Below are 14,380 nucleotides of genomic sequence, written 5' to 3'. Positions count from 1 at the left end.
GACCTTGATTTAAGCCTGATCTATAAACTGTGATTTGAGCACGGAATTAATTAATGCCAGCGTCTGTAGGATTGGCTTTAAGTTTTAAGTAGGATGAACTCATTGGCATATTTAAGTTCACATTCTTTGGCGCAATTGGAGATTGGAACCACTTTTTATATAAAGCGGCCATTTGACCATTTTTCCACATTGTAGTGACAGTCTTATCCGCAATGGCTTTATATGCTGCATCACCTTTAGGAAGCATAATGCCGTAAGGCTCAGAAGAAAGCACTGGACCTACAATTTTAAAGTCTTTCGGATTTGAAGATTTCGCAATGAGACCTGCAAGAATATTGTCATCCATAACAAATGCTGCTGCACGTCCTGATGCCACCATTGCGAATGAATCAGAATGATCTTTACCGTAAACGTTGTTTACGTTGACCTTTTCACCTTTTTCACCCATTTTGATGTATTTATCAGATGTAGTTCCTTGTGTTGTCACTACAGCTTTACCATTTAAATCTGCTATTGATTTAATTGGTGCATTTGCTTTGACTGCCATGCGTACTTCTGTCGCATAGTAGTTGGTAGAGAAGCTTACTTGTTGTTGGCGTTGAATAGAGTTGGTGGTTGTTCCACACTCCATATCAATATTGCCTGCCAGCATTTCTGGAATACGTGTAGATGAAGTAACAGCCTTATATTCCACTTTAAGATTAGGCATTTTAAGGGTTTTTTTAAGTTCGTTGGCAAAGTTGTTACAGATATCAACCGCATAACCCATTGGTTTACCACCAACAACATAGGAAATTGGATCTGAAGACTCACGATAACCAATGATGACTTTTCCTGATTGCTTGATTTTTGCCAAAGTATCAGCAGCTTGAACTTGTGAAAAAGCGCCACCAGCCATAAGTACGCCAAGCGCAGTGGTGAATACTTTTTTTGATAGTGCTTTTGTAGATTGTGTCATTTTGAGTTCTCCATTACATGATTATTTTGGCATTACAATAGTGCTTGTCCTTAAATTAAGCAGTTATCGTGCCAATGCTTTTCCTTGAAAGAATGATCCATCATATTTCTTTATATCATTATTTTTATACTCACTATTCCAATAAGTAAAGGATAAAAATAATAAATTTAGCAAAACTAGAAATGTGATTGGTATCACAAAGCGAAACCTATTTTATTTAAATATTTTGAAATAAATAGCCCTAAGCTCATTTATTTTTGCTTATAGTTTTTTAAACTATATTTAGATATTTGATGGCTATTTCACCAGTACCAATATGTGACTATTCGATAAGTTATTCATAAAAATAATACATTTTTAAAATTTAACTTTAACTTATAAATAATAAATATTTTTATGTGATTTATTCATTTTTTTTGCTAGTCGTCCCATGGTTACTGTGGTATAAAAAATGAATAGGCATGAATTTTGCTTTATTCACTAAAGCAAAACAAAGTGAAATAGAGCACTGTGGGAAGTATAGGTATGAAGTTATCGGTTGGATTAAAAGTTGCAAACTCGTTGTCGCTTACGCCACAACTGCAACAAGCCATTCGATTACTACAATTATCGAGCTTAGAACTTGAACAGGAAATTCAAATTCAACTGGACAGTAATCCTTTGCTTGAAAAAGTTGAAGAAGAAACACATGAAAGTTTGGAAAGTGTACAGCAAGAACAACAAGAGTATGAACTTTCAGATGCTTTAAATGCCAATCATTTGCCTGACGAGTTACCTGTTGATACTGATTGGGATGATGTATATACCCATCAATCTACTGCAATTGAGCGTCCAGAGTTTGAAGACCGTGAAGACAATCGCCATTCCAATGCATCATTAAAAGAGCATATGCTGGGACAAGTGAATTTGTTACATTTTTCCCCAGTCGATAGGTTAATTGCGTATTGCATTGTGGATGCCTTGGATGAAAAAGGTTTTTTGGAGGCGGATATCGATGAAATTGTCAGTTCTGTTCAACATTTGCTACAACAAATGGACTATGACATTGAAGTAGAAGAAGACGAGGTTTTGGTTGTCTTAAAGCATATTCAACGGCTTGAACCGATAGGTATTGGAGCACGAAATCTTGCAGAATGTCTTTTTGTGCAAATCGAGGCTCTCCCTATAACGACTTTGTTTAGGAAAGAAGCCTTGATGTTATTAAAACATTATGAGCTTTTGGTCAGTAATGATCTCAATAAATTGATTAAGCAAACGGGATTAAATGCTGAATCATTGAAATCAGCAATTGAATTGCTCAAAACCATGAAGCCATATCCTGGGGCAGAGTTTGAGCAAAAAGAATCAGATTACCAAATTCCTGATGTGGTAGTTTCCAAAAAGAATAATCACTGGCATGTTCAGCTGAATCCAGATGTTTTGCCTAAGTTGAGAATCAACTCTTTTTATTCAGGCATGATCAAACGTGCAGATCAAAGTGATGAGAATCAGTATTTACGTAATCAAATGCTGGAAGCTAAAAACTTTATCAAAAGTGTCGATGAGCGACATAAAACGTTATTAAAAGTCGCCAGTTGTATCGTACAGCATCAACGTGAATTTTTAGAAATTGGTGCAGAAGGTATGAAGCCTTTGGTGTTGAGAGATGTGGCTGAAGAAGTTGAATTACACGAATCAACAGTGTCGCGAGTCACCACGAATAAGTTTTTACTCACACCATTGGGTTTGTTTGAGTTGAAATATTTCTTTTCAAGCCATGTAGGAACGACTTCGGGTGGTGAAGCATCATCAACAGCAATTCGTGCCAAAATTAAAAAACTGGTGGCGGATGAAAATCCTCGTAAACCATTGTCTGATAATACGATTGCTAATTTGTTAAAAGAGGATGGAATCGATGTTGCACGACGTACGGTCGCAAAATATCGCGAATCGTTACATATTCCATCGTCATCAGACAGAAAAGTCTTGATCTAGTTTTTAAAGTGTGGCTATTCTAATGATTCATTATGACGAAATAATGAATCGCTTGTTTGTCTTTTGGAGTAACTTAAATGATTGCATGATATTAAGCACAGTTTTTTCCTTGGTGAATTCTGTCATGAAATCGTTTTGGTTATGACTTTCATATTCCTATAAAAGGAGAGGGATAAAGCTATGCAAATTACAATTCGTGGACATCATTTAACCATTACACCTGCAATAGAAGAAAATATTCGAGATAGATTCGCGCAGATGACAAAGCATATCGATCAAGTGAACAGTATGCAGGTGAAATTAAGTAAAGATCATCAATTAGATAAAAGATCAAAAAAAGGCAGTGCAAATCATATCGCAGAAGCGATTGTTCGTTTGCCCGGGATCGAGCTTTTTGCGCAAGCAACTGCGGATGATATGTATAATGCCATTACTAAGCTGACCGATAAATTAAAAAGACAATTAGATAAGCATCGTAAAATGCAGCTGGATTATCAGCCGATGAATATTTTAGCGACTTAAACTTCAATATTTTTAAACATTTTAGAAAGAGGTTGAAAATACCTCTTTTTTTTATCTATATTTTTTGTACCAGCTAATGAATTATTTTAGTGAGTTATAGTAAAATAGCCAGTTTTTACACTGTTAGTCCTAATAAGAGGTCGATGCAATGAATAGTGAACAGCTCACTGAAATCTTAAAAGCAGCTTTTCCTGATGCTGAAGTTGCTGTCAGTGGACAAGCAGGTAAATTTGATCTCCGTATTGTCGATGATCAGTTTGAAGGGAAACGTCCTGTTCCTCGTCAACAAGCTGTTTATGCACCACTTAACAGTTATATTGCTAGTGGTGAAGTACATGCGGTCACTATTCGTGCGATGACTAAAGAAGAATGGCGCAAAGCCAGTATGTTTGGAGCTTAAGCGTCAATGGATAAATTTGTCATTCAAGGCGGTGTAAAACTCGAAGGCGAAGTACGCATTTCGGGTGCAAAAAATGCGGCATTACCTTTGTTGGCTGCAATGATTCTTGCAGACACACCAATTACTTTAAGAAATGTCCCAAATTTAAAAGATGTCCGTACCTTGGTTAAATTGATTGGTGGTCTTGGCGTCACCATGAGTTACGAGGGAGAAACCGTGATTGCGGACACCTCTACTCTGGATAATCAATTTGCACCTTATGAATTGGTAAAAACCATGCGTGCATCAATTTTGGTGCTTGGACCATTATTAGCGCGCTATGGGAGTGCAAAAGTCTCACTTCCAGGTGGTTGTGCGATTGGCTCACGCCCTGTAGACCAGCATTTAAAAGCGTTGGAAGCTTTAGGTGCGCAAATTGAGGTCGAAGCGGGTTATGTACATGCCAAAGTCGATGGGCGTTTAAAAGGTGGTGAAGTCATCTTTGATATGGTGACGGTCGGTGGAACTGAAAATATTTTAACCGCAGCTGTTTTGGCTGATGGGGTCACGACGATTCGTAATGCTGCACGCGAACCTGAAATTACAGATTTAGCGCAAATGCTGATTAAAATGGGCGCAAAAATCGAAGGTTTGGATACAGACACTTTGGTGGTTACAGGTGTTGAAAGCCTACACGGTTGTGAGTATTCAGTGGTTGCTGATCGTATTGAAACTGGTTCATATTTGGCTGCTGCGGCAATCACTGGCGGTAAAGTAAAAACCACCCATACTGATCCAAATTTGCTTGAATCTGTTTTAGATAAATTTGAAGAAATGGGTGCGGAAGTCACTCGTGGTGAAGACTGGATTGAGCTTGATATGATGGGCAAACGTCCAAAAGCAGTCAGTTTCCGTACTTTACCTCATCCAGAGTTTCCAACAGACATGCAAGCACAGATCATGGCTGTAAATGCAATTGGTCGTGGCTTCGCAACAATTTCTGAAACGATTTTTGAAAATCGTTTTATGCATGTTCCTGAATTGGCTCGTATGGGTGCAAATATTCAGGTTGAAGGTAATGATGCTATTGTGACAGGTGTAGAAAAACTATCTGCTGCACCTGTAATGGCAACTGACCTGCGTGCTTCATTTTCTTTAGTTTTGGCTGCTTTGGCAGCTGAAGGCGAAACCATTGTTGATCGTATTTATCATATTGACCGTGGTTATGAGAATATTGAAGCAAAATTACAAGGTCTAGGTGCCCAAATTAAGCGAGTGAGCGAGACAAGTTAATGAGCGATATGAGAAACGATGATCCAAATTTTGACGTTATGGGCAATTTTGATCATGGTTTGACTTTGGCATTGAGTAAAGGACGTATTCTCAAAGAGACGCTTCCTTTACTTGAAACTGCGGGAATTAACTTACTGGAAGACCCTGATAAATCGCGTAAGTTAATCTTCCCAACCACACATAAACAAGTTCGTATTTTAATTTTACGCGCTTCTGATGTGCCAACTTATGTTGAAAATGGCGCAGCAGATATTGGTGTCGCAGGTAAAGATGTGCTAATGGAACATGGCGCTCAAAATGTCTATGAACCATTAGATTTAAAAATTGCCAATTGTAAGTTAATGACTGCAGGTAAAGTGGGCATGGTACGTCCTAAAGGACGTTTAAAGATTGCCACAAAATATGTCAATTTAACTCGTCAATACTATGCAAGCCTAGGTGAGCAAGTCGATGTGATTAAACTTTATGGCTCAATGGAGTTGGCGCCTTTGGTAGGTTTAGGGGATTACATTGTAGACGTGGTTGATACAGGAAATACTTTGCGTGCCAATGGTTTAGAACCTTTGGAAGAAATTTGTAAAGTGTCTTCACGTTTGATTGTGAATAAAGCAAGCTTTAAGCGTAAGCAAACTTTATTAAATCCTATACTTGCACAGCTTGAAAAAGCAGTGGAAGAGCGTGAACAGCAAAAATAATATCCTCAAGTCAATGTATAATCAAAAACACCACTCAAACTAGAGTGGTGTTTTTTTATAATCAAAATCAAATTTTTAACAAATTATGGCATAACCTAAATACGGTTTATGATAAAACATCATAGTCATTCATATATAAAAGCTCAGATGAAAACGCCTCAACAACGTAAAAATCAATCTATACAGATCCTTAAGCAAAATTCAATTCCCTATATTGATCACTTACCTGTGATCGAATCTGTGGAAGAAGTGCAAATGCGTACAGCTGAAGAGATTGCAAAACGAGCGATTGCTTGTTTATGGGTCATTCAGGTGGCTTGTGATCTAAACAACGATCAATACGATGATGAAACGCAGGAATTTGTATTTGATATTTTAAAAAAAATGCAAGTTTTAGCGGAATTGACCAAAAAAGAGCAGGCGATTTTAAAGCGTGATGTATCGGAACAAGACGTTGTTAATATGGTTTGGAAATACGAAGCTTATTGGGTCTTGTTATGGGCTTTAGGTCTCGTGGATGAGCTCACTTATCCTGATCATATTATTGATTGTGATTTTGCGATTCAAGCGGTGACCTCCTGTGAAACATTTGATGCTTTTATGAGCAAAGTGAAATTACGTGAGATTGAGGAAATTTTAGATCAGGCAGATTTAATTTATCGTTATGATTGGGCTTGTGTGGATGCGCGTTTAAAACAACAGCAAGCACCTGCAAATCTAAATTCATCGGTTGTTGTTGAAAGACATGGTGCATTGAATTGGTTAATTCAGGCAGATAGTGACTGGGATTATCCAGATGTAAGTACTTAAATCAGATTTTGTATGATCAACAGTGTTTCTCATCAGACTTTCCTATCAAACTAAGTTAAATTGACCATGTGATCTTTGCCCACAAGATGTTCAAAACAAGGTAAACTAAATCTTTCTTAAACAACCTTGTGGGTAAATTGATGCGACGTTTATCGACTCAAGAGCAGAACTTTAAACAAGTCTTTGCTGACTTGTTAGCTTTTGAAACAGTGAGTGATCCTGAGCTTTTAAAAACAGTAGACCAAATTATTGCAGATGTGCGTCAGCATGGCGATGCACATGTATTAAAACTCACTCAACAGTTCGATCGACATCCAGCGCATCAATTTTCAGATCTAGAACTGTCACAAACCCAATTGAAAGCTGCATTTGAGGGCTTAACGGTTGAAATTCGTGACGTCTTAGAAATGGCAGCACAACGTATTCGTTCATTTCATCAAGCACAAAAACAAGAAGGTTGGACTTATATTGATGATTTGGGCAATACCTTGGGTCAAAAAGTAACACCTTTAGATCGTGTTGGGATTTATGTTCCAGGTGGTTTGGCATCTTATCCATCTTCTGTGCTGATGAATGCCATACCTGCACATGTTGCTGGCGTACAAGAAATTATCATGGTTGTACCTGCGCCGAATGGTGAATTAAACCCTTTGGTCTTGGCTGCTGCATATCTGGCTGGAGTACATCGTGTATTTACCATTGGAGGTGCTCAAGCAGTTGCGGCATTGGCTTATGGTACAGAAACAATTCCACAGGTGGATAAAATCACTGGACCCGGCAATCGTTTTGTTGCCGCTGCAAAACGTGCGGTTTTTGGTCAAGTGGGAATTGATATGATTGCTGGACCTTCTGAAATTTTAGTGTATGCAGAAGGTGAAAATAATCCAGAGTGGTTGGCGATGGATGTATTGTCACAAGCAGAGCATGATGCTGTTGCACAGGCAATTTTTATTACACCGGATGAGCAGCTTTTAAATGATGTGGAGCTGGCAATTGAAGCGCATTTGGCTGCTTTGCCAAAAGCAGAAATTGCGCGAACATCGATTGCGAATCGTGGTGCTTTGGTTTTGGTTAAAAACCGTCAAGAAGCGATTGATTTAATTAATCAAGTTGCGCCAGAACATTTAGAGTTGTGTTTGGATGAGGCACAATTGATGTCAGAAAGCATTCGCCATGCAGGTGCGATTTTTATGGGACGTTATACACCTGAAGCGATTGGTGATTATTGTGCAGGTCCTAACCATGTATTGCCAACATCAGGCACAGCACGCTTTTCATCACCTTTGGGTGTTTATGATTTCCAGAAACGTTCGAGTTTAATCATGTGTTCTGAGCAGGGGGTTAAACCACTGGCGAAAACAGCAGATCTTCTTGCTCAGCAAGAGGATTTGGATGCACATGCACGATCTGCACGATACCGTTACCAGTAATTAAATTGAATACCTCACTGATCATGTAATACAAATTCCTCTCAAAGCAAAAGAGAGGAAGCTATTTAAAGTAGAGTGCTGGGTCTAAAGCATTTATTTTGATAGCTTTGAATTACCTTCTCTCAATGCGCTTTTAGTGAGTTGCACTTAAAGTGGTGTAAGAGACAGATGAGACAAATAAGAGATAAGAAAATGTCAAAGATTCGTCCTGAACAAATGCGTTTTTGGAGTCCTGAGGTACGTGAGTTAGATCCGTATGTCCCAGGAGAACAGCCTAAAATTCAAAATTTATTAAAACTGAATACCAATGAAAACCCTTATCCGCCATCGCCGAAAGTGGTTGAAGCGGTTGAAGCTGTTTTGGAAAATTCCGCGGATGCATTACGACTTTATCCAGATCCCGATGCAACTGTATTGAAACAAGCAATTGCTCAACAACAGCATGTCAATATTGCCAATGTTTTTGTCGGCAACGGTTCAGATGAAGTTCTAGCCCATATTTTTAAGGCTTTTTTCGTACAAGATCAGCCTATTTTATATCCAGATATTACCTATAGTTTTTATCCTGTTTATAGTCAGTTTTTTGGGCTTTCTGCTCAAACAAAAATCATTCCTCTAAATGAGCAGTTTGAAATCGTGGTGGATGATTATAAACAGCCTAATGGTGGAATTATTATTACCAATCCAAATGCGCCCACCAGTATTGCATTGGGTTTAGATGCTATTGAAGAAGTTTTACAATCCAATCCAGATGTTGTGGTGGTGATTGATGAGGCTTATGTTGACTTTGGAGCGGAATCTGCGGTAAAGCTGGTTGAAAAATATGAGAATTTAGTGGTCTGTCAAACGACTTCAAAATCTCGTTCTTTAGCGGGATTACGCGTTGGATTTGCGATTGCACAGCCACATCTCATTGCAGCATTAGAAGCTGTTAAAAATAGTTTTAACTCCTATCCGATTGATCGTTTTGCCATTGCTGCTGCCGTTGCGTCATTTGAAGATCAAGAATACTTTGAAGCGCAATGTCAAAAAGTGATTCTCAGTCGCGACAAACTGGTTGCAGACTTAGAAGCGATAGGCTTTAAAGTGCTGCCATCTAAAGCGAATTTTATATTTGCATCTTTACCGTCTAAAGATGCTGGTGAACTTGCACAGGCGTTGCGTGAAAGGGGGATTATTGTCCGTTATTTTAATAAGCCTCGTATTAACCAGTTCTTAAGGATTACGATAGGTACAGATGAGCAAAATCAACGGCTTGTTGATACTTTAAAGCAGGATATCTTGTCATAACTGTAATTGTTGCATGTGGTCGACATGGATGTCGCCTTGCGATTGTAATGTAGATAAAATGGCTGATAGGGAAACAAAAGCCATTTTATTTATATTGCGTGAATCATGCTCATTAATTTCGTTCCGTTTATTGGTCTTTTGGCTGATACCAAGTATTGAGCAGATCAAGCATTGCGGAAACTTTATCAAAACATTCCTGATATTCAGCATCGCAGTCAGACGCAATGGTGATTCCCCCACCTGCCCATACAGAAATATCATTTTGATGTTTTTGAATGGAGCGAATCAAAATATTCCAAGATCCTGTACCATCAAAATTAAAATATCCCAAAGAACCACAATAAGCACCACGCGGAGCACACTCTAACTCTTCAATAATTTGCATTGCTCGAATTTTTGGTGCGCCTGTGATTGAGCCACCTGGTAAAGCCGTTAAGAGTACATCAAATGGATTGACTTCAGGTTTTAATGTTGCTGTGACTTCACTCACCATGTGGTGGACTTGGTTAAAAGACTCAATATTGAAAAGTTTAGGTGTTTTTACTGAACCTGTTTCGGCATATACACTTAAATCATTACGTAACAAATCAACGATCATGACATTTTCGGCCTGATCTTTTTGAGAATGAATTAACCGATCTTTGGATTGTTGATCTAAATCAGGATCATCATAACGTGGCATCGTGCCTTTGATGGGCTTAGTGATAATTTTACGATCCGCTTTAAAATCAATAAATAATTCAGGTGAACAACTCAGTAACTCAAAATCATCAAGTTTTAAATAACCTGAATAAGGTGCATCAGTCAGTTTCCAAAAACGTTCAGCTGTATCTAAAAGTAAGCCTTGCGCCTTTGCGCTGAACTCTTGTGTCAAATTGATTTGATAGCAATCGCCAGCCTTAATGTATTCTTGAACTTGGGTAAAAGCTCGTGCATAGTCTTGTTTTGTCCACATCGCTTGACAAAGCGTGTTGAGTTTAAATGTGCTTGGTGCTTGATTTGTATGTAGTAGATTCTGTACGAATGTGAAAAATTCTTCTGCACAAGATTCTAAGCTGCAGAAAACTAATTGTTGATTTTCGATGTGAATAAAAGTTTGATATTCACCCATATAAAAATTAGGCTGGGTTCTTGTTGCTGAATCAATATGTTGGGCACTGGCATAATTGTAGTCGATAAATCCAATATAACCTCCTTGAAAATTTTCAACGCTATCCGAAGAGGAGAGTGGATTAAAAGAAAAAAAATGATCGAACTTATTAGTATTTTGATCTTTTTTATAATTGCTAAAGTCGCTTCGTGTATAAGTCTGATATTGCTGTGAAGTTGAAATACAATACTTTTCAGGTAAGAAGGCGATGACATCTTGCCCTGAATTTTTTAAATAGACACAACCAAAAAGCGAGTGAAGTCGATGTAATACTGTAGCAATGCTGTTTGATGGAAAATGTAATAACTTCCGAAACATAGGGAGATTGAACTCAAAAAAGAAAAATTGATTGATTCGGCTATATTCTACCTGAAAACCAAGGTGAAAAAACTGTTTACCGTTTATCGGTTTTATCAACTTTGTGATAAACAGCGGTTGAACAAAAAAATAACATGATGTAGTGAAACTGCTTACCGTTTATCGGTTTCATCACCTTTTTGATAAACAGCAGTTGAACAAAAAGTAACATACAGTTAACTTAAAAGGGCAAAACGGACTACTCAAGGATTGGTGTTCTAAGTTGTAAAACAACTAAAAACAACAGGGAACTACGGAGAGTGGTTAAAAATGAAAAAAAATGCTCTTGGGAGAGTACAGATTATGAAATTATTTACTAAACTCGCTTTAGTTTCTGCTGTTGCGATTAGCTCAAATGCAATGGCTCTGCAAGCAATGGATGATGCTGCACTGAGTGCAACCACGGGTCAGGACGGTATCGATATTGGAATTAATGCATCTAAAATTGAAATCGCTAAATTACATATTTTTGATACAGATGGTTTGGCACCAGGTACTTTAACAGCTGGTCAAGCTGGTTTTGGTGGTACCAATAAAGCGGGTGCAATCACTTTAAATAATGTGGTAATCACTAACCAAGGTGCAGCAAACAGTAATCTGGCAACTTTGTCAATTGATACAGATGGTAGTGCAGGAGCTGGTAATGCTGGCAAACCATTTCTAAACGTTGCAGCATCAATTAATGCATTAGGTGTTAGTTTAGGTAAAATTGAGGTTAACAATACTACTAATACTGCTGGTGTTTATAAGCCAGATACAGGCTCTGCTGAAATTTTAAGCGGTTTAACGGTAAATGTTGGTGCAAGTACAGCCAATATTCAATTGGGTAATACACCGCAGGGTGCAATGATTAAGCTTGCTGGTAAAATGATCGGTGGTTTATCAATTAGTAACTTGGCACTTAAAGATGCATCTGCTGGCGGCGGTGGTTATATCGTATTGGGCGGTATCAAACTTAATGATACGGGTAGTGCTGATTTAGCTATGGATGCTGATATTGCGGTAACTCAACAAGGTTTAGCGGTAACTGCGTTGAAAAGTACAACAGGTACTGATATTTACTTAAGTCGAGTTGTGTTAGGTGGTGGTACAGGTTATGTACCGGGAACTCCAGGCACTCCAGGTACAGGTACGGGTTCTGCTTCGATTGGTGATGTTGCAATCAGTGGAATGAAATTTTATAACGGTGGTTCAGCTACAGCAAATGGTGTAAAACTAACAATCTCAGGTCATTAAGTTAGAATTGATTAGTTGTAAAAAGACGCATGCAGAGCATGCGTTTTTTTTTACAAAAAACTGCCCTAAAAACGACAAAAGTTCAAAAAAAGACTGTTTTTTTTTTCAAAAAACGGTATCTTCTAGTTTCAGGGATGTAGAGTGTTCACTCTAAAAATAAAATCAGCACTTTAGGCAAAATACTGCCGATACTTGATAGTTAAAATTATGTTAGAAATTACTTTAGGTTCGGCATTAATGTACTATTTTGCCAACCACGCACTTGATGTAAAACCCAAGCCAAAGGATGCTGTTTATTATACTGAGCTTGCGGATTCTCGGGACCCATCATTCTCACGAAATCATCGTGAGATGGTACAGATTAAACCTGCTTTAGAAAATCAATTCCGTGGGATCGTCCGTCAGGCATATGACTATAGTTGTGGCTCTGCGGCGCTCACGACATTGCTTAATGGATATGTCGGAACAAATTTAACTGAACAACAAACCATGGAAGGTTTATTACGTTTTGGAGAATACAACCGTATTATCGAACGTCGAAGTTTTTCTCTGTTGGATATGAAACGTTTTGTGGCTGCGATTGGTTATGAGAGCGGCGGCTTTAAAGGGGAATTCACAGACTTAATTAATCAAAATCAACCTGTGATTGTGCCTATTTCTTATGCAGGCTTTAAACATTTTGTCGTATTTAAAGCGTATAAAGATGGGCGAGTCTATGTGGCTGACCCTGCATTAGGAAATATTAGTTTTGACCAAGAGCGCTTTAAGCAAGTTTGGGAAAATAATACTTTATTTATGATTAATGCGCCTAAAGACCAACAACGTAATATGTTGGCTTTACAAGAGGCAGATATGCGTCATGTTGATGATGCAACAATTAATCGTTATGCATTGGTAGAGGCTCAATATTCAACAGATTACGTCAATAGATTGGCAGATAAAGCATCAACCATGCGTAAAGTAATTGACCTAGATACCAAGTCAGCAACCTATAATCAGCCAATTACAACTTACCTTCGACTCTATTATAAACGTAAGTAAAAGATGGACTAAAAATTACATAACTGAATTGGATTTTTTGGGATAGGAATAATATGAATAATCAATGGATGAAAAGAACTTTACTTGCAGTGAGTATTCAGTTTGCAATTGGAAGTTTATATGCGGCTGAAACAAATACTGAGGTTGATGCAAGTGCTGAAGCAGCAGTAGATCAAGCTGTTCCAGCTAAAGAAGATGTACAGATTAATAAAGATGAAACAAAATCTTTAGCACCAAAGTCAGGCTCTCAAGCGGCTGAAGCATTACAAAAGAAAGAAGGTGATGCTTCTCAGGAAACCAACTTACAAGAAGTTTTTACATCTAATGAGCGGCAATATTCCTTAATTAAAAAAGGTGAAATATCAACTTTCTATGATTTGGATTATTCATATTATCGTGATTCACAACTGAATTTGGGGATTAATGAAGGTACTGCTTACCAACTTCGTGTAGACGAGGATGCAAGTCATACCATTACCAATACCTTTACAGCGCAATATGGCGTTCGAGATAATTTAACCTTTACCGCCTCTCTACCTTTTATCGCAAAATCAGATAGTTTAAAAGATGCAACTGCCGCAGGTTTAGGGGATATTAACTTCGGAGCACGTTGGGAACCGTTCCCACTTAAAGCTGGTCGTTTACCGCTGATTTTATTTGGTAGTGTATCGACAAAAACAGGGGATAGCCCATACGAAATTAATCCGAATACAGATCTCTCTACAGGTAAGGGTTATTATTCTGTCGGTTTCGGTGCAAGTACCCGAAAATATATTGACCCCGTTGTATTATTTGCCTCTGTTTCGGCTAACTATGGATTTAAAGAAACTGGTTTAAACCAAGTGCGTGGTGGTGGAAATGCCAATGGTCAGGGTGGTCAGCAGCTCGGTCAACGGGTTTTAGAAGAATTTGATCCAGGAGTGACAGGCGGATTCTCTTTCGGTTTTGCGTATTCATTTAACTATGATGTATCTATGACCATGTCATATCAACAATCATTTAATATGAATACCTCCTTTACATATCAGGCAAATCCAGCAACCCCTGAAAAGGGGCGTGAAAAATATGATGCTGCGAATCAATCAAGTGGTATGTTCTCGATTGCTTTAGGTGTGCGTGTAAATCCTGAAACCATTGTGAATGGTACATTGGGAATTGGTTTAACTGAGGATTCACCGGATATTTCACTTGGATTGTCCTTCCCATTAGATATTATTGGCTTTGGTAAGAAAAAAGCTCGCTAAG

The 14,380-nt window shown here is 38.2% G+C and carries 13 protein-coding genes and 1 pseudogene; 11 read left to right on the top strand and 3 right to left on the bottom strand.

Features of this window, described 5'->3' with window-relative positions:
- Positions 1-46: 46 nt before the first annotated feature.
- A complete protein-coding gene (locus F938_RS16750; protein ID WP_004830092.1) occupies positions 47-958 on the bottom strand; it encodes an amino acid ABC transporter substrate-binding protein in 912 nt (303 codons plus the stop codon).
- A 525-nt stretch (positions 959-1,483) separates the two neighbouring features.
- Between F938_RS16750 and F938_RS16745 the strand changes: the two genes are divergently transcribed.
- The 8 genes from F938_RS16745 (at position 1,484) to hisC (ending at position 9,351) form a co-directional block, all read left to right on the top strand.
- Entirely contained in the window at positions 1,484-2,932 is a 1,449-nt protein-coding gene (locus F938_RS16745) for an RNA polymerase factor sigma-54 (RefSeq protein WP_004830090.1), read from the top strand.
- A 180-nt stretch (positions 2,933-3,112) separates the two neighbouring features.
- Positions 3,113-3,454 carry a ribosome hibernation-promoting factor, HPF/YfiA family gene (gene hpf, locus F938_RS16740; protein WP_004830088.1) on the top strand — a complete coding sequence of 114 codons (342 nt, stop codon included), beginning with the start codon at positions 3,113-3,115 and terminating at the stop codon, positions 3,452-3,454.
- A gap of 148 nt (positions 3,455-3,602) precedes the next feature.
- Positions 3,603-3,854: a BolA family iron metabolism protein IbaG gene (ibaG, locus tag F938_RS16735; protein ID WP_004830087.1), complete on the top strand. Its 252-nt coding sequence runs from the start codon at positions 3,603-3,605 to the stop codon at positions 3,852-3,854.
- A gap of 6 nt (positions 3,855-3,860) precedes the next feature.
- Entirely contained in the window at positions 3,861-5,126 is a 1,266-nt protein-coding gene (gene murA / locus F938_RS16730; RefSeq protein ID WP_004830086.1) for a UDP-N-acetylglucosamine 1-carboxyvinyltransferase, read from the top strand.
- Complete coding sequence (hisG, locus tag F938_RS16725; protein WP_004830084.1) at positions 5,126-5,821, top strand: ATP phosphoribosyltransferase; 696 nt, start codon at positions 5,126-5,128, stop codon at positions 5,819-5,821. Before murA ends, hisG begins: the two co-directional genes overlap by 1 nt.
- 147 nt (positions 5,822-5,968) lie before the next feature.
- The gene (locus F938_RS16720; RefSeq protein ID WP_010591016.1) at positions 5,969-6,631 is read left to right on the top strand and encodes a DUF4272 domain-containing protein; all 663 of its coding nucleotides are present in this window, start codon (positions 5,969-5,971) and stop codon (positions 6,629-6,631) included.
- A gap of 128 nt (positions 6,632-6,759) precedes the next feature.
- A complete protein-coding gene (hisD, locus tag F938_RS16715) occupies positions 6,760-8,061 on the top strand; it encodes a histidinol dehydrogenase (RefSeq protein WP_080740837.1) in 1,302 nt (433 codons plus the stop codon).
- Between the two features lie 192 nt (positions 8,062-8,253).
- A complete protein-coding gene (gene hisC, locus F938_RS16710) occupies positions 8,254-9,351 on the top strand; it encodes a histidinol-phosphate transaminase (protein WP_005033678.1) in 1,098 nt (365 codons plus the stop codon).
- Positions 9,352-9,478: 127 nt separating this feature from the next.
- Here hisC and F938_RS16705 read toward each other — a convergent pair whose 3' ends face one another.
- Positions 9,479-10,819 (bottom strand): anthranilate synthase component I family protein, encoded by a 1,341-nt coding sequence (locus F938_RS16705; RefSeq protein ID WP_005033677.1) that lies wholly within the window; start codon positions 10,817-10,819, stop codon positions 9,479-9,481.
- Positions 10,820-11,161: 342 nt separating this feature from the next.
- On the opposite strand from F938_RS16705, the gene filA reads away from it, so the two are divergent.
- Entirely contained in the window at positions 11,162-12,094 is a 933-nt protein-coding gene (gene filA, locus F938_RS16700; protein WP_005033676.1) for a putative pilus system protein FilA, read from the top strand.
- Here the strand turns inward: filA and F938_RS25040 are convergent.
- Positions 12,083-12,178: pseudogene (locus F938_RS25040) on the bottom strand (hypothetical protein); the annotation flags it as partial. The gene filA and the pseudogene F938_RS25040 sit on opposite strands and share 12 nt — an antisense overlap.
- Before the next feature lie 123 nt (positions 12,179-12,301).
- On the opposite strand from F938_RS25040, the gene filB reads away from it, so the two are divergent.
- Together filB and filC are read left to right on the top strand one after the other, a co-directional pair.
- Complete coding sequence (filB, locus tag F938_RS16695; protein ID WP_005033675.1) at positions 12,302-13,135, top strand: putative pilus system C39 family peptidase FilB; 834 nt, start codon at positions 12,302-12,304, stop codon at positions 13,133-13,135.
- A 53-nt stretch (positions 13,136-13,188) separates the two neighbouring features.
- A complete protein-coding gene (gene filC / locus F938_RS16690; RefSeq protein ID WP_005033673.1) occupies positions 13,189-14,379 on the top strand; it encodes a putative pilus system protein FilC in 1,191 nt (396 codons plus the stop codon).
- Position 14,380: the final 1 nt, after the last annotated feature.

The organism is Acinetobacter bereziniae LMG 1003 = CIP 70.12 (assembly GCF_000368925.1).
Classification (GTDB): domain Bacteria; phylum Pseudomonadota; class Gammaproteobacteria; order Pseudomonadales; family Moraxellaceae; genus Acinetobacter; species Acinetobacter bereziniae.
The sequence above is the reverse complement of the archived record's forward strand: the minus strand, read 5'-3'. Positions and strand labels throughout refer to the sequence as shown.